This window comes from Metabacillus flavus, from assembly GCF_018283675.1.
GTDB classification, from domain to species: domain Bacteria; phylum Bacillota; class Bacilli; order Bacillales; family Bacillaceae; genus Metabacillus_B; species Metabacillus_B flavus.
On record NZ_JAGVRK010000001.1, the window covers coordinates 3,477,721 to 3,493,870 of the forward strand.

Genomic DNA, 16,150 nt, shown 5'->3' on the forward strand with positions numbered 1-16,150 from the left:
CAACCGAGCCATCCTAAGATAAGCACTTGAAGCGGGAATCAACAGGGAAGCTGAAGAATACAAATGTTATTAAAATGCCCCTCTTTCTAGCATTCTTTCAACTGCGTTTTAAACAATTAAATCAGGAAAAAAGCCTGTGTTTACATAGTGGTATTTAGACCTTTTTTTATTTTATTTCATTTTTTTGAAATTTTATTGAAAACGATACCATATTAAGTTATAATCATCTCAAGATAAAAAGAAAGCGCTATCAAAAAGCGCTGGAAATGCTGCATTCTGTCATCCGTTATGCACGAATCTATTAGTCTATGTTTTGTATGGCTGAAGGACAGATCTGCAAAGCATCACTAAGTTTGATTGCAAGGAGGGGTGTTTGCGTCCGTAAAAATCTACATTGGTTTATCTGCTTTTACGAGGAAAGGCGCAATTAGCTTCTAAGGACAAGCCGTATTTATGTGTTCAGGGGTCAGCAGTGATCATGATACATATGCACATGGCAAAGAAACCAAGGCTGGATGCAAACTTAATATCGGGGAATACATTTTTAAAAACTTAGGGGGAGAAATGAACATGTTAAATAAAAAGACACTGCTGCTATCATCTGCATTAATTTTAGGTCTTGCAGGCTGTTCTACTGGCGGAGGAGACAAAACCAGTTCTTCAAGCAATAAAGGCGACGTCACCCTTAATATTTTCCAGGGTAAAGTGGAATTTAAAACTCAATTTGAAGATTTGGCTAAGAAATATGAAGAAGAGCATCCGGATGTAAGCATTAAGGTACAAACGGTAGGCGGCGGTAATGACTACGCAGGAACATTGAAAACGAAGCTTGCTTCAGGGGAAGAACCTACAATCTTTACAGTATCCGGCCAAACAGACATCGATCAGTACCGTGATCGTCTTTCAGATCTTAAAGACACGAAAGCAGCTGATTTAGCGGTTGAAGGGGCCCTTGATAACGTTAAGCAAGGTGACGAAATCGTAGGACTTCCTGTTAATCTTGAAGGATACGGAATTATCTATAATAAGAAGATTTTTAAAGACGCAGGGATTGATCCGGCTTCTATTAAGTCCATGGAAGATTTGAAAAAGGCTGCAGAAACACTTGATAGCCAAAAAGACAAGTTAAAGCTTGATGCGGTATTTGCACTGGCTGCAAAAGAAAAATGGGTTCAAGGAAACCATGCTGCGAACGTATTTGTCGGCGATGATTTCAAATACGATCCTAAAGCAACCTACGAAGCAAAAGATGTACCATTAAAAAACAGCGCTGCATTTAAGGAGTACATCGATCTTCAGAATAAATATTCTGCACAGCCGGTAATCAACCTGGATTACTCCCAGCAGGTTGAAGAATTGTTTTCTACCGGACGCGTAGCTATGATCCAGCAAGGTAACTGGGTTTATCCAACCGTTGAACAAATGGATCCTGAGCTAGCGGAAAAAGGCATTGGCATTATTCCAATCCCGTTAAACGGCGAAGCAAAAATGCCTGTAGGTGTACCTAGTTACTACGTTGTAAACAAAAAAGCAGATGAGAAACAGCAAAAAGCGGCTCGCGACTTCCTGGATTGGATGTATACTTCCGACACAGGTAAGGAAGCTGTTCTATCAGAATTTAAGTTTATCCCTGCCTATGAAGAATATGATTCAAGCAAAATCGCTGATCCACTGTCTAAAGAAATTTACAAGTATACACAGGATGGAAACACTACAACTTGGGTATTCCAGAACTTCCCTCTTGATTGGAGCGATATGTTCGGTGCTGAAGTGCAAAAGTACCTGGCAGGAAAATCTTCATGGGATGATCTTGTGAAAGAAATGCAGTCAAAATGGTCGAACGCACGTAAATAAAAGCTAGAAAAGAAAAAGATAACAAGATCTTTGTTATCTTTTTCTTTACATAATTCAGATTGAAATGAGGTTCAGCCATGATGAAAAATAAAGATGTAATGTTTTGGGTATTTCTGGCACCGGTTTTACTAGCTCTCGGCATCGTCATCATCGTTCCCCTTATATACGGCGTATACTATTCTTTTACCGATTGGGATGGAGTAAACGAAGCCCAATTTATCGGAATGGAAAACTATCTTAATCTTTTTTCGGATAAAGATTTCCTGAATTCACTCTGGTTCACCTTTAAGTTCTCAGTTGCTACCGTCATTATCGTGAATCTTATCGGTCTCGGCCTCGCAATGCTTGTTACCTCTTATATTAAATCAAAGAATTTACTTCGGACAATATTCTTTATGCCGAATCTCATTGGCGGACTGATCCTTGGTTTCATTTGGCAGTTTGTTTTCACTAAAGTTTTCGATGCGATTGGACGGGCCACAGGCATTGAATGGATGCAAGGCTGGCTATCTGATTCCACCACAGGATTCTGGGGCATGGTTATTTTGACAAGCTGGCAAATGGCCGGCTATATCATGATCATTTATGTTGCATACCTTGAAAATGTGCCGCAGGATTTGCTGGAAGCTGCAGAAATCGATGGAGCCAATTCATTCCAAAGATTCCGCAGCATTACCTTCCCTTTGGTGGCACCTGCATTTACGGTCAGCTTGTTCTTGACCCTATCCCACTCGTTTAAAGTATATGACCAGAACTTAGCCCTTACAAACGGGGGGCCTTACAATTCTACACAGGCCGTATCAATGGATATTGTTAATACAGCCTTCCAGGTTAACCAAATGGCATCTGCCCAAGCTAAAGCCATTATCTTCTTCATTATTATTGCAGCGATATCCTTAACACAGGTTTATATCAACAAGAAGAAGGAGGTCGAGCTGTAATGAAGAAAAGAAAATCAGCTGTCAGGTGGACCCTTGAGATTGCAGGAATTTTATTAGCGCTTCTCTGGCTCTCTCCATTCTATTTGATGATTGTCAATGCGTTTAAAACGAAGCGTGAAATTTTCACCAACACAACCAAGCTGCCGGAGGTGCTTGTGCTTGATAACTTTAAACAAGCATTTGAAGAGCTTAGCTTTCTGCAGACGTTTTTCAACTCAATCCTGATAACAGGTCTGAGCGTAGCGTTTATTATTTTCTTTTCTTCCATGGCAGCATATGCTCTCTCCCGCAACAACAGCAAGCTGAGCGGAATCATCTTTTTCGTCTTCATCGCGGCAATGCTGATTCCATTCCAAGCTGTCATGGTTCCGCTTGTGGCTTTGTTCGGTAAAGCATCTGCATTGAATTTCTACGGGCTGATCTTTATGTATATCGGATTTGGATGCAGTCTCTCCATCTTCCTTTATCATGGAGCGCTCAAAGGAATTTCGAAATCGCTTGATGAAGCGGCAACGATTGATGGCTGCAATAAATTACAGGTTTTCTGGCATATCATCTTCCCTTTATTAAAACCAATTTCAGTTACGGTAGGTATTTTAAATGTAATCTGGATTTGGAACGACTTCCTTCTTCCGTCACTTGTAATCAGCGGCGATGGAACGGATACGATTCCTTTGAAGCTGTTTTTGTTCTTCGGTCAATATACGAAGCAGTGGCACCTTGCCCTTGCAGGTTTAACCATCTCAATTATCCCGGTTATCATTGCGTACTTCTTTGCGCAAAGACAAATTATCAAAGGGGTTTCCGATGGAGCAGTGAAATAAATAACCATCAAAAACAGGCATCCTCATCTGCGGATGCCTGTTTTTTCAGTTCGGCCGGCTGCGAAGAAATGATCAAATAAAAACCCCCTTTTTCAGGGGGTTTACACATATTATTTTGGCTCTCTCTGGCCGCTCTAATCAACAGTGGCAAAAGAACAGCGCAATTATTAAAATACCAGATTCAGAAGCAAATAGAGAATTCCTGCAAGCAGCGCAGAAATAGGCAGTGTGATCACCCATGTAATGAGCATCGTTTTAGCTGTTCCCCATTTTACGCCCTTCACCCGGTGTGCGGATCCAACACCAAGAATGGAGGAGGAAATCACGTGAGTCGTACTTACCGGAAGATGAATGAAGGTCGCTCCGAAGATAATCGCTGCAGATGTAACATCTGCTGCTACTCCATTAACAGGGCGGATTTTCATGATCTTTCCGCCAACGGTTTTAATAATCTTCCAGCCCCCTACAGAAGTACCGATTCCCATTGCAATTGCACAGGAAAGCTGTACCCAAAAAGGGATTTGGTCCGGGTCTGTATGGAATCCATTCGCAATAAGGGCAAGCGTAATGATTCCCATAGCTTTTTGGGCATCGTTCGTACCGTGTGAATAGGCTTGAAGCGCCGCCGTCGCTATCTGGATCCTGCGGAAACGGTTATTCGTTTTCGTCAGCTGGTGATTACGTTTAAAAACAATCTTAAAAATGCTGTAAATGATATACCCAATCACAAATGCAAGAATCGGGGAAATTAAAAGACCTTGAATAATTTTAATGAATCCAGCCCAGTTCAGAGCACTGAATCCAGCAGCTGCGATAACAGCTCCGGCTATTGAACCGATTAAAGCATGAGACGAACTGCTTGGAATACCGTAATACCAAGTGATAAGGTTCCATGTTATGGCAGCGATTAGTGCGGCCAGGATAACCAGTGATCCATTAGCAAGTGTGAAGGGGTCAACGATGTCTTTCGTGATTGTCTTTGCTACACCTGTAAACGTAATCGCCCCTAGAAAGTTCATGACCGCTGCCAGAATAATGGCATGACGCGGTTTTAATGCTTTCGTGGAAACGGATGTTGCAATTGAATTTGCTGTATCATGAAATCCGTTGATAAAATCAAAAGCCAGTGCTCCGATGACAATAAGTATGGTGATAATCAGTGTCATTTCCATAATCAGTAATCAGCCCTTACGCGTTTTTCATGATAATGGTTTCGAGTGTGTTGGCAACGCCCTGGCAGCTATCAGCGATTTCTTCCAGCGTTTCGAATATCTCTTTGTGCTGGATAATTTTTATCGGATTTTCTTTTTCCACAGCAAACAGGTTTTTCACGGAAGTACGAAGCAAATTATCGCAATTTGATTCAATTTCTTTAATCCGGATGGCACGTTCGCGGACTAGTTCAAGCTTGCGTTCTGATAGCAAATCTATAGCAATGGAGATTTCAATTACCGCTTCATTCAGCAGGGTAACGAATTTTCTCATATGATCAGTAGGCTGGGTGACAGAGTACATCTCGAAAAGAGCGGCCGCTTGTTCAAAGCCATCGATTACGTCGTCGAGGATCATAGCGAGTTGAAGAATATCCTCCCGCTCAATTGGAGTAATGAATGCTTGGTTTAATTCTTTAATGATCGTATGAACCAGGGTATCCCCTTTATTCTCATACTCTTTTACCGTTTCAAAGAATTCCTTTAAATCATGAGCATTGGAAATCTTGTATGTGACAAAATATTCGGAAGCCACTTTAATGTTATCCGCAATGTCAGTCAGCATATCTGAAAACTTATCCTTCTTCTTTGAGAAAACCATTTTCTCTATCCCTCCATGGAGCCAATTATTTTTATCTATTTATTTTGCATCCTTAGGCATTATATAAAAATTTGTCGAATCACGAAACAGCTAGGCCCCAACATTTACAAACTTGTAATATAAACCCCCTTACATCTTTAACATTAGTTGGATATAATAAAAAATTCACTTTCATTCCCTGATTAGTTTTTACTAAAAAACCCGCTTCATACAAGAAGCAGGTTCATAACATACTATTCTGTTATTCCACCAAATACACAAATGAAACCCCTTACATTTTTCTTGTACTTAAGTTGAACACCTTTCTACAATCTCCAGTTTAAGGGGCTCCTCCGGCATTTCTGGTGATTCCTCTTCTGGAAGCAGCAAATTCAGCATGAGCTTCATGGCTCTTTCCCCCATCTCATAAGCTGGCTGACGGATTGTGGTTAATTGCGGAAAGGTCATCTCAGCAATCGGCTGATCATCGAAGCCGATAACAGCTAAATCTTCAGGTACATTCAAGCCCATAAGCCTCGCTTCAAAAACAATACCTGCTGCAACTTGATCACTTCCAGTAAAAATAGCAGTAGGCCGGTCCTTCATAGAGACAATCTTTCTCAATACTTCTTTTCCATCATGATAATCCGCTGCAATCCGAAACGCCCAATCATCATGTATCTGCAGATCCGCTTCTTCCATGGCCAGTTTATAACCGGTCTCCCGCTCGATTGAAATGAAGCTTCGAAAGCTCCCCTGGCAGAATGCGATTCTTTTATGGCCTTTTTCTATCAGATGTCTCGTCCCTATGTACCCCCGTAAACCTGGTCAAGACGCACATTTGGCGTTTTTGAAGCATGGTCATACTCGTTGCACATAACAACTGGTCCGTATGACGTATAATCCTGAATAATATCCCATGAGTTTTCAATAGAAGTAAGAATAATTCCATCCACTTGCTTTGACATGACTAAATTAAAAAATTGCTTTTCCGTATTTTTGTCATACCTGGTCTGGCAAACGAGCAAACGAAAACCATTTTCAGTTGCAACGGTATCAATTCCCTCGAGTAAATAAGAGAAAAAAGGGTTAGTCAGCATCGGAATGAATACAGCGATGGTATCTGTTTTTTGACTCCTTAATGTCTGAGCGGAAGAGTTGGGATAGTAATTCAGCTGTTTCATGGCTTCCTCTACTAATCTCTTCTTTTCCTCTGAAACGTAAGGAAAGTTGTTCAACACCCTTGAAACAGTTGACCGTGATAAACCTGCCAGATTTGCAACATCTGTAATAGTGGCCAATCAAGTCCCCCCTATCCTTGCCCTCTTGCTATGAAATCGATTTTTGAAATCGTTTTCAAAATAATTTTATACGAAACCCAAGGGAATAACAATAATAATTCGGGTTCCCGAAAGAATATTTTCAACATTCAGCCAAAAGATAGTTCTCCCTTTTTACCTGTATATAAAAAACCACTCTACGAGAGAGCGGTTTTGATGGTGCTAGGCTGCGCCAGACTGCTTAACGAGCGCGAATTTCTCCCATTTCCGGCTCTTCCAGCGGAAGAACATGATGACACCGCGTGTCCATTCATCTGCTGCTATGGCAAGCCATATTCCTGCGAGTCCCATATCCAGATGAAAAACTAAGAAATAGCCGAGAGGGACGCTTATTCCTACCATTGAGATCATTCCCATCCAAACCGGGAATTGAGCATCTCCTGCGGCTCTCAACGAGTTAATGAGGACAATATTGATGGTTCTTCCCGTTTCAAGCACAACACTTAGCAAAAGGACATTTGCTCCAAGTTCGATTATTTCCTTATTATCCGTGAACATTTCCATGAGCGGATACCGAAGAAGAATAATCACCCCAACCATGCCAAGGGTCACTGCTCCTGCCCATTTCACGCTTCTCCAGACCTGCCCGTAAGCAACCTGATTTTGCCCTCCGCCTACATACCTGCCGACCATAATCGCTGTCCCCATCCCGATTGCAATTGCAAACAGGAAGATAAACATCGATAGATTGGACGCATATTGCCGTGCAGCCAGCGAGGCCGGTCCCAGGAAAGTGGCGTAAAAAAGAAAGACAATTTGGCACGCTTGATACATCACCTGCTCAAAAGCCGAAGGAATACCGATTTTCAATATTTTAAAGACATACTCTTTTGAAAAGGATAGATAGTCCTGTATGTTAATTCGAACTTCCATAATCCGATATAAAAGCCAGAAGAAGACAACCAAGGCCGCAAAGCGGCTGACGATGGATGAAACTGCCGCTCCCTGAACCCCAAGCTCAGGAAAGCCGAAATGACCGAATATCAGCAGGTAGTTTCCTGCTATATGAATAATGTTCATACCAAGTGAAACGAACATTGCCTCTTTCGTGAAACCGTGGACGCGGATAATCGCTGCAAGAGAGTTAATAATAGCTTGCAGAAAAATCGCTCCGCCAACAATATGGAGATACCCTTGCGCGTTGGCTAAAACTTCCCCTTGGAGATTTAATGATTGGAGCATTGTGCTGCTAAACAAGAGGAAGCATGCGCTGATTACAAGTCCCGCTGCCAGGTTCAAAACGACGGCAAGTGCTGAAATTTTCGCGGCCTCCTGCAATCTTTTCGACCCAAGATACTGAGCGACAACAATGGACGCTCCGTTCCCGATGACTTCCAAAATAAGAATGGCAATATGCAAAAACTGATTAGCAGCGCCAACCCCGGATACCGCATCATCTGAAATAGCGCTCAGCATAAATGTATCGGCAATTCCCATTAGCATAAATAAAAAAACTTCAAGAAAAATGGGCCATGTGAGCAGGAATAAATTTAATTCCTTCGCTGGCTTTTTTACTGTTTGTGAGTGATCCATGCTGTCACCTTCTTACTGAAAAAATGGAAATATAAACAAAGAGTATCGTACCACAGATCTCTCTAGTCCGGCACACTCTTTTCATGAATTTTACAATTTCCATACATAAGGTTTTAATCCAATCGCCTGCATGGCATCCCATTAAAAGATAAAAAACGGAATCCGATCCGGATTCCGCCTTTCTCGATTCTTACTATTAATTTTTCAATACATCTTTAAGGAGCTTTTCAAGCCCGGCAAAAACGGACGCTTCATTGAGCTTGGATTTTTTTGTTTCTTTTTCTAACTGGTTTACTGCTACAGTTCCGCTCACTTCATGGCCTGCGAGAACAAGCGGGCGCTTCGTTGGGCTTGCTTCGGCAGGAATGAAATCAAGTCCTTCCGGAGATACGTCACCTGCAATACCATCTTCAAAGCTGCGGGTGTTGAGGTAGTTTGCAAACTTCGCTTTTTTCGGCTTTGAAATATCATAGGTCATAATTCCGCCGATTCGCTCAAGTCCGATGAATGCATAAACTTTTCCATCAGCTTTGCCGATTTTTACATCCTCCGGCTCAGGACCTTTCTTTACGCTGCGTTTGTCCAATTCAATATCATCGTTAGACCCGTTAAAGTTTTTAGGGAAACGTTCAGCTGTTATTTTCTCAAACTCGCTTCCACTGTCATACACAAGCTCCATTGTGTCAGCTTTCCAAATCGAAAATGAGCGGCCTCCCAGTGTGTAGATGGCGTCATTTCCTCTGTCTGTCAGCACTTCAAGCTTGTCATAAGCCGGATTCTTCTTCATTTCCCCAAGCTTTTCCTTTGCTTCCTTTTTGGACATGCCCTTAAACAGCTTGCTGTCCAAGGAGATATTATCCTTCACATCTTTAAAGTCTTTCACATTTTCGAATTCTTCCCATTCTGTAGCATCGCCTTCATTTCCAGTAATCAAATAGCTTGTCCCGTCAATCTGAACCTGAGAAATGGAATCCGGCATATAAGAACCCAGGATTGGGAGGTTTTCCATATTGATTTTGCCGTCTTTTGCAGCATCCAGCTCATTTCCTTTTACGGAATGATCCTTGTATCCAAGGGATTTCACTGACAGGATTTTCCCTTTCTCCACATCAACAGTTGCAATGGCGTTGTTCTCTTGAAGGGTTACGTATGCTTTGCTGCCGTCATCGGAAAGGGCCATGTATTCAGGCTCCAGATCCGCAGCCGCTCCGCCTTCCTTGTTGCGGATGTGAACATCTTTATCAATGACCTTTGAATTATCGAATTTCATGTGCTTCGTTTTTCCGGTTTTGTAATCAACAACTGTTACAGAGCCTTGTGGATCTGTCCCTTTTTCAAGCCCGGCTCTTGGTTCGCCTTCATCCGCAGTTAAAATGGATGAGCCGTCCTTGCTCATTTTAATCATGTCCGGCTGAACGCCTGTATCAAAGGTTTTCAAGATCTTGCCGCTGTAATCCATGACAACGATTTTGCCCGCTTTCCTATAATCCTTTTCCTGAACAGCGGCCACAACGACTTTTTTCTCTGTATTGACGTCAACACTTGTAATATCTCCATACGCAAATGATTCAGAGTTTACTGCTTTCCCGACATCAATGGATGATTCCTTTTCAAGCTGCTGCTCACCATTTGCTTTCAGTCCTTTAAGGCTGACTATGTCGATCGTTTGAGTTTTTCCATTTATTAAGTAAAACTTTTTATTATCCGGATTGTATTTAATGATTTCTGCAACTCCGCCCTCTTCACTTGTTGCTCCTGTGCTGTAGCCGGCAATCTTCGAAAGATCGATCTTTTGCTCCAATTTATGTGAATTTGCTGCCCCTGCAGAAAAGGACGGAACGAGTATGGCCCCAGTCATTACAGCTGCTGCTAACGGTTTCGCGAATTTCAACTAAATTCCCCCTTAAGATTAGCTTACTGATGCTCTATGTAAAATAGTGTAAGGAAGAAGTATGGATGTTCCTATACAGACAAGTTAAGGTTATGTAAATGAAAGATGACACTCACAAAAAAAGGATGCCGTGGAAAGGCATCCCAATTAATCAATTTACATATCTCCGGGCACCTGCACATTTCTCTGCATACCCTTTTGTATCTACCGAAATCATTTCAACTGTTCTTTCAGAATTCGGCGAGTGAATCATCATGCCATTTCCAGCCTCCATGGGTACAAGGTGCACCTTACCAGGAACTTCCCGCATTGTGCAAAAAAGCAGCAGAAGAGAGCTTAAAGCCAGATATTAAGAAAAGCAATCAGGATCCTAAAAATACTTCCTGAGAAAAATAGTTAAAATTGCGATCTGCTTTTAGCGGTCTCTTCACCAAGAGGCATACCGATTGCTTCAAAACGTTCCATAACAGCCTGAAGGTCCTCCCTGGCGATATAATTCAAGTGAATATTAAAAGCAGGAAAACCGGCACTCTTACTGATTTTAGCGATTCTCTTCACCCGGGGAGAAACATTTTCAAGCCGTTCTTCCTCGTTTTTCAGCAAGACTCCTATATACCTTTGATTTTGCAGAACATAGGGAATCACACCATCAATATCCCTGATCAAGATCTTCATTGGCTGCTGAGGGACCGGAAATATTGTGATAAATTCTCTTTCAAAAATCAAATAGGGTGACTTGCATAGAATTCTTGCCAGGCATTTGCTGAGTGCCCATCCGACTGTTAGAACAATTGCTATAGAAAGCAAAAACAGCGTTAAATCGATTGAACCCGCCGGACCCAGAAAATATAAAGCAATTGGGATTAAAAAGCTGACCTCAATCAACGCCAATAGGATAAATAATAGCCAAAGCTTTGATTTGTTTTCATGAATCTCTACTCTGTTCATCTAATAAATCTCCCGCCAATAGTCATTTTCGTAAAAATATTCCATTTGTTCTTTCCCTGTTTTATTATATTTTAATCTCCTAATATCGCCTATTTCCCTTTTATTTGCTGTCAAGTATGAATTCTCTATTAGGACGCATTACTAATAATGCTAAATTCGAAAGGGATCGGAGTCAAAACAAATGGATGTCTTATACAGGTCCATCATTATTTTTCTCGCAGGGTACTTTGTGCTAAGGGTGACCGGAAAAAAAGCGGTATCGCAAATGCACAGCTTTGATTTGCTTTATATTCTCATATTGGGAAACATTATTAGCCAGCCCTTACAAAAAGATCATGTGTGGATGGCAGTTCTTTACACACTCCTTCTGGCGATTTTTTATAAAATCTTTATGAAACTGTCTCTTCATAACAAGTTGCGATGGATTTTGTATGAAAGTCCAACGGTTTTAATCCGCAATGGGGAAATTGACAGAAAAGCGCTTAAAAAGGTCCGGGTGCCAATTGATGAATTACTGGCCCAGCTTCGAATAAAAGGTATTACCGAAACGAAAAACATTGCGATTGCCCTGATGGAGGATTCAGGAGAAATCAGCGTCATTCCAAAAGCCGACTATCGTCCTGTCAACCCAAAGGATCTAAAATTAAATGTCGGCCGGGAATTTATCCCCATTCCTCTCATCATGGACGGACAAGTTCTTGATCATAATTTAAAATACCTTCAGCATGATCGGGAGTGGCTGGATAAAAAAATCAGCCATAAAGGAGGCGCAATTGAAAACGTACTTTTAGCCACCTATCAAAGCGACGGAAATCTTCATATTGACACGAAGACCGTCAAAGAACATAAACATGACCCGTTTTATTATCAGCCCGGTGAGGATAATTAGAAAATTACAAAGAAATATTTTCCGAAAATCCTCCACAAGACATTAAAATTAATGGCCAATGACAGCCGAGATGGTGGATAATTCAGAATAACATATTCATTAAAATAGAGAGTTGACGATGGTCAATTCTCTTTTATGCATTAGCTTTGATTTTTCGCTCCCCATCCACATAACTCTTTCAGAAGGGGTAATAAAGTTTAGCTTTATGTGTGACTATACTTATTTGAGGATATTTCTTGGGAACTCAACATTTACTAAGTAATATCTCCTATCTGCCTTTTCAGATCATTAAAGCGAACCCGTCGCACACGCCAGCTAACCTGTGGCGGCAATCGTGTGAAATGCGGAAGGTTCGGCGCAAAACAAATCAACTATTCATTACTCGAACTTACTCTATACAAAAGAGGGCTTTCTTTTAAAGAAAGCCCTCTGCAAGTCATTCAACCGTCTTTCAAGAGTTACTTTTAAAGATTGCGGAGATTTTTGGAAAAACATACTACACCGCCTGGCTCCCCTTCTTCTTCTGCTGCTCTACAAACAGCAGACCAAGCTCATGATGCTCTCCTTCATACGTAGCCCTCTGTGCATAGCGGATTTCACCGTTTAATCCAATGACTTCAAGCTTGCAGAGTGCTCTGTTTTTTTGAAGAGCTTCATAGAATTCACTTGTAGTCTTTACAAAGGAACCGTTCACTTTTGTGATGGTTTCGCCTACCTTCAGTCCAATTTTCTCAGCAGGTGATTTAGGCAGAATTCCTAAAATCATTAAGCCCTTGTCCTTTTTCGAGAAAAAGAAAGGGGCAGACCGGTCGTTCATTTTCTGGCGGATAATTAAGAACACCCGGCCTCCGATGGCTAAGACCATTGCAGCAAACGCCAGAGGAGTCCACCATATGGATCCACAGGCAATCAGTAAGGTTATACCTCCGAGCCAGATGATGCGCTTTCCGGTTACCTGGATGCTTTCCTTTGGCAGAGATCCTCGGACAGACTGATGAAACCCGATAAAAAAAGGAACGATGAACAGCGAAAAGCTTTGTCCATTCATTTCAAATACAGGCCACCACGAAAATACAGAGGTTAACGTGCCTCCGGGAACGAACAGGATAAGCGGCAGCAGCCAAAGACGGTTCGCCGTATGACTTCCGATTGGCAGGCCTCTGCTGCTTTTCAATACGGATGGAGATGTACGAAGATGGCCTGTCCGGTAAACGGCCCATCCTTCAGCAATCAGCAGTATTCCTATAAGGATAGCAAAAACAGCAATATTCAGCTGATCAATTCCTTTTAGAAAAGAAGGCAGACTGTCTTGAGCAAAAGTCATGATTAGGACAGAAGCAGCAAATGCAAGTCCCATGATGAAGGCAGCAGAAAGCCATTGAAATCTAAAAAAGAAGCTTAAAACGGCTGTAGCGGCCCCAATGAGAAAAATCATTCCGACTGGAAGCGAAATCCCCATCAAAATAACCGCTGCAGAAACAATCAATCCTGCAAAGAGTCCCTTCGTATACGTAAAAACCAGGTCCTCATAAATGACCTCCACCTTAGTATAAAAGGAGTTGCGTTCGTTTTTTATACGAAAAAGCCCTGCAAGAAGGGAATAGAGTACAAAGTAATATGTAAGCGGGTGCTGCAGAAAACGCATGGCTCCTTCGAGCAGCTCCATTATCCAAGTCATTAAAACTTCACCATCCCGGCCGGAAAGGCTGAACAGCTTGTCCAGCCCTGCTTCCAGCATTATTCGACGCTTATATTCATCCTAGTCGGATGTATCTATCATCCATTCTATCAAAAGATGCAAGGATTGAATATCGGCCGGAACCGGTTTTAACATGATTATTTTAGATTTCCCCATAAGGAAGAATTAGAAAGTGAGAAATCAAGCAGCGGTGCTTCTATTTTCATATTGAGTGTTTCTTCAAGCAGCTGCATGGAACGTTTGATATCAGTCAGACCAAGTGACAGCCTTTTATAATTGGTTGTCAAATAGGAAAAGTACTCCTGAATGATCTCTTCGTCGATTTCCTTTTTTTCCTTTACTTCCGTATAGTTGGCCAGGTACATACAAAATAAGTGAAGCCATTTGGATGTTTTCGCATTAGAGACAAGTGATGGCTGTAACTGGCTCTTTAATTCTCCCATCAGCTTGCGGTATATTTGTTCTCTCATCACACTAGCCCTTTTCAATTGTAAACCCCCAATATAAAGTGTGTTGTAGAACAGTGTCTACTTTCATAGTAAATACAAAAGAGATTAACAACAACTTCCTAAAGATTCATTTTTTATGGGAAATAGCAGAAGAAACCAGCTATAAGGCATATCTAACTAGGAATTATTGGATTTTACACTGTATTCGAGAAAAAATTATTTCGCAAGTATGACGTTTTTTACGAATTTCACTTTAAATACAGGTCTTTGGAAGCCGGGCCCATCTTTTATATAGAGGATTATATTTTGAAAAATGAATAAAAGGCTTCATTTTATAAGCCTTGCCTACTGGTTACCTATTCCTACTCATTCTATATGATAACCCCCTAATTCGTGAACAAAAAAAAGAACAGACGCGAGTCTGCTCCCAGTTGATTTTTTTAAAATAATACTTTCATGGCTGCCTGAAGCTGGCGGTCTTCTTCTTTATTTAATCGCTTGCCTGCTGCTGTTTCGTTAATCTTAGATGAGGTTTTTTCATCCAAAATTCCGGAAGCCTTCATTCCATTTTTCTGCTGGAAGGCTTTCACGGCTTCCTTCGTCGAACTGCTGTAATATCCATCTGTTCTGCCGGGATCATAGCCAAGTGCTTTCAGCAGGGCTTGGGCTGCTTTTACCTGCTCCCCGTTTGTGTCGGGAGCGAGTGGTTTATCCGTTTGAATCGGAGCAGCATAATAGTACTCAGGCTGTCTCACCTCAACGGTCGGTGTCACTCCCTTTTTATGAATCCAATTTCCATCAGGAGTCAGCCACTTGTAGAGAGTTAATTTGATATTGCTGCCATCTCCCATTGGAACAGCCTGCTGAACCGTTCCTTTGCCGAAGGAGGTTTCGCCTACGATTGGATACCCGCTTGCCTCTTTTAATGCTCCAGCCAGAATTTCTGAAGCGGAAGCGCTGCCTTTATCGATGATAACACTTACAGGATATGCCTTCTTCTCTTTTAGAGTAGAAAAATACTCTGTTTTTTCTCCGGTCCGTTCGGCAATTTGAATATATGGGTGCCCCTTCGTAACAAACTGCTTAAGGATTTCTTCCACACTTTGCAGATAACCTCCAGGATTCCCGCGTACATCCAGCACAAGACCTTTAATGTTTTGTTTCTCAAGCTCCTTTAAATTCTTCGTAAAATCCTCTGCCGTTTTTTCAGCAAACGATGTAATCTCCATGTATCCAACTTTTTTGCCTTCAAAGGTTTTCACTTCACTGAATACAGTCTGCACCGGAATCGTGTCCCGCTTAACAGAGAAGGTGAGACTGCCGCGTGTTCCAGGACGATTCACTTCAATAATTACATTCGTTCCTTTTTTCCCGCGGATTTTGAGGACCGTTTCATTTAAATCCAGGTTTTTTATGGAAGCCCCGTCAATACGGAGAATTTCATCATTTGGCTGAAGCCCTGCCTTAGCAGCCGGAGATCCTTTAAATGGGGAAACGATAATGATATGTTCATCCCGTTTTCCTACCTCTGCTCCGATTCCTTCAAAAGAAGAATCAAGAGAATCGGAAAACTGCTTCGCTGTATCCTGGTCCATATAAACAGAATAAGGATCCTCGAGCTTTGAAAGCATTCCCTGAATGGCGCCTTCCATTAATTCCTCATCATCAATCTTTTCAACGTATTTTGATGAAATGAGCTCGTATGCTTTTTTGATCTTGTCCATTCCTTGAGCAATCCTGGCATGATCGTTGGGAGCGGGTACAGCTGCTGCCGGGCGGGCGTCCACCTGTTCGACGGCTGAAGGCTCAGCCTGCTTTTCCTTCTCCATAAGTTCAATTCCGGCATACATGCTGCCTGCTCCAACCATCATGGCACCTGCAAGCATAAGGGCCGTCATCTTCTGATTCATCATGCTCCTCCTTTTTGTCTGCCCTTAAACAAACGTTTGATTACAGCTTCGTATCAAGGCTCCTACTAGTATATGCCGGGC

At 41.8% G+C, this 16,150-nt stretch carries 14 protein-coding genes; 4 read left to right on the top strand and 10 right to left on the bottom strand.

The window, feature by feature from the left end; genetic code table 11:
• Nucleotides 1-570: 570 nt before the first annotated feature.
• The 3 genes from J9317_RS17835 to J9317_RS17845 all read left to right on the top strand — a co-directional run bounded on the left by J9317_RS17835 (nucleotide 571) and on the right by J9317_RS17845 (nucleotide 3,619).
• Complete coding sequence (locus J9317_RS17835) at nucleotides 571-1,854, top strand: ABC transporter substrate-binding protein (RefSeq protein WP_211561134.1); 1,284 nt, start codon at nucleotides 571-573, stop codon at nucleotides 1,852-1,854.
• Between the two features lie 80 nt (nucleotides 1,855-1,934).
• Entirely contained in the window at nucleotides 1,935-2,795 is an 861-nt protein-coding gene (locus tag J9317_RS17840) for a carbohydrate ABC transporter permease (RefSeq protein WP_211562488.1), read from the top strand.
• On the top strand, nucleotides 2,795-3,619 hold the full coding sequence (locus tag J9317_RS17845; protein ID WP_211561136.1) for a carbohydrate ABC transporter permease: 825 nt from the start codon (nucleotides 2,795-2,797) through the stop codon (nucleotides 3,617-3,619). The genes J9317_RS17840 and J9317_RS17845 overlap by 1 nt, the downstream gene beginning before the upstream one ends.
• A 167-nt stretch (nucleotides 3,620-3,786) precedes the next feature.
• Here J9317_RS17845 and J9317_RS17850 read toward each other — a convergent pair whose 3' ends face one another.
• The 7 genes from J9317_RS17850 to J9317_RS17875 all read right to left on the bottom strand — a co-directional run bounded on the left by J9317_RS17850 (nucleotide 3,787) and on the right by J9317_RS17875 (nucleotide 11,122).
• Nucleotides 3,787-4,791 (bottom strand): inorganic phosphate transporter, encoded by a 1,005-nt coding sequence (locus J9317_RS17850; RefSeq protein ID WP_211561138.1) that lies wholly within the window; start codon nucleotides 4,789-4,791, stop codon nucleotides 3,787-3,789.
• A 16-nt stretch (nucleotides 4,792-4,807) separates the two neighbouring features.
• Nucleotides 4,808-5,431, bottom strand: a complete 624-nt coding sequence (locus J9317_RS17855; protein WP_211561140.1) for a DUF47 domain-containing protein — start codon at nucleotides 5,429-5,431, stop codon at nucleotides 4,808-4,810.
• Nucleotides 5,432-5,719: 288 nt separating this feature from the next.
• Complete coding sequence (locus J9317_RS20945; RefSeq protein WP_347880568.1) at nucleotides 5,720-6,220, bottom strand: substrate-binding domain-containing protein; 501 nt, start codon at nucleotides 6,218-6,220, stop codon at nucleotides 5,720-5,722.
• Nucleotides 6,217-6,711, bottom strand: a complete 495-nt coding sequence (locus J9317_RS20950; RefSeq protein WP_347880539.1) for a LacI family DNA-binding transcriptional regulator — start codon at nucleotides 6,709-6,711, stop codon at nucleotides 6,217-6,219. Before J9317_RS20950 ends, J9317_RS20945 begins: the two co-directional genes overlap by 4 nt.
• Nucleotides 6,712-6,912: 201 nt before the next feature.
• Nucleotides 6,913-8,283 carry an MATE family efflux transporter gene (locus J9317_RS17865; protein ID WP_211561142.1) on the bottom strand — a complete coding sequence of 457 codons (1,371 nt, stop codon included), beginning with the start codon at nucleotides 8,281-8,283 and terminating at the stop codon, nucleotides 6,913-6,915.
• A gap of 196 nt (nucleotides 8,284-8,479) precedes the next feature.
• Nucleotides 8,480-10,174 (bottom strand): choice-of-anchor I family protein, encoded by a 1,695-nt coding sequence (locus tag J9317_RS17870; protein WP_249292227.1) that lies wholly within the window; start codon nucleotides 10,172-10,174, stop codon nucleotides 8,480-8,482.
• A gap of 396 nt (nucleotides 10,175-10,570) precedes the next feature.
• Entirely contained in the window at nucleotides 10,571-11,122 is a 552-nt protein-coding gene (locus J9317_RS17875) for an STM3941 family protein (protein ID WP_211561144.1), read from the bottom strand.
• Nucleotides 11,123-11,303: 181 nt separating this feature from the next.
• Between J9317_RS17875 and J9317_RS17880 the strand changes: the two genes are divergently transcribed.
• On the top strand, nucleotides 11,304-12,011 hold the full coding sequence (locus tag J9317_RS17880) for a DUF421 domain-containing protein (protein ID WP_211561152.1): 708 nt from the start codon (nucleotides 11,304-11,306) through the stop codon (nucleotides 12,009-12,011).
• A gap of 496 nt (nucleotides 12,012-12,507) precedes the next feature.
• On the opposite strand, the gene J9317_RS17885 is transcribed toward J9317_RS17880, so the two are convergent.
• The 3 genes from J9317_RS17885 to J9317_RS17895 all read right to left on the bottom strand — a co-directional run bounded on the left by J9317_RS17885 (nucleotide 12,508) and on the right by J9317_RS17895 (nucleotide 16,069).
• Nucleotides 12,508-13,689 carry a PDZ domain-containing protein gene (locus tag J9317_RS17885; RefSeq protein ID WP_431190713.1) on the bottom strand — a complete coding sequence of 394 codons (1,182 nt, stop codon included), beginning with the start codon at nucleotides 13,687-13,689 and terminating at the stop codon, nucleotides 12,508-12,510.
• 158 nt (nucleotides 13,690-13,847) lie between these two features.
• Entirely contained in the window at nucleotides 13,848-14,198 is a 351-nt protein-coding gene (locus tag J9317_RS17890) for a swarming motility protein SwrAA (protein ID WP_211561156.1), read from the bottom strand.
• Nucleotides 14,199-14,599: 401 nt separating this feature from the next.
• On the bottom strand, nucleotides 14,600-16,069 hold the full coding sequence (locus J9317_RS17895) for a S41 family peptidase (protein WP_211561158.1): 1,470 nt from the start codon (nucleotides 16,067-16,069) through the stop codon (nucleotides 14,600-14,602).
• Nucleotides 16,070-16,150 lie beyond the last annotated feature (81 nt).

Excerpts from the sequence above, each read along its gene's own strand:
- J9317_RS17865 (WP_211561142.1), bottom strand. The coding sequence starts at position 8,283 with ATGGATCACTCACAAACAGTAAAAAAGCCAGCGAAGGAATTAAATTTA.
- J9317_RS17885 (WP_431190713.1), bottom strand. The coding sequence starts at position 13,689 with ATGACTTGGATAATGGAGCTGCTCGAAGGAGCCATGCGTTTTCTGCAG.
- J9317_RS17875 (WP_211561144.1), bottom strand. The coding sequence starts at position 11,122 with ATGAACAGAGTAGAGATTCATGAAAACAAATCAAAGCTTTGGCTATTA.
- J9317_RS17845 (WP_211561136.1), top strand. The coding sequence starts at position 2,795 with ATGAAGAAAAGAAAATCAGCTGTCAGGTGGACCCTTGAGATTGCAGGA.
- J9317_RS17840 (WP_211562488.1), top strand. The coding sequence starts at position 1,935 with ATGAAAAATAAAGATGTAATGTTTTGGGTATTTCTGGCACCGGTTTTA.
- J9317_RS17880 (WP_211561152.1), top strand. The coding sequence starts at position 11,304 with ATGGATGTCTTATACAGGTCCATCATTATTTTTCTCGCAGGGTACTTT.
- J9317_RS17895 (WP_211561158.1), bottom strand. The coding sequence starts at position 16,069 with ATGAATCAGAAGATGACGGCCCTTATGCTTGCAGGTGCCATGATGGTT.
- J9317_RS17835 (WP_211561134.1), top strand. The coding sequence starts at position 571 with ATGTTAAATAAAAAGACACTGCTGCTATCATCTGCATTAATTTTAGGT.
- J9317_RS17855 (WP_211561140.1), bottom strand. The coding sequence starts at position 5,431 with ATGGTTTTCTCAAAGAAGAAGGATAAGTTTTCAGATATGCTGACTGAC.
- J9317_RS17850 (WP_211561138.1), bottom strand. The coding sequence starts at position 4,791 with ATGGAAATGACACTGATTATCACCATACTTATTGTCATCGGAGCACTG.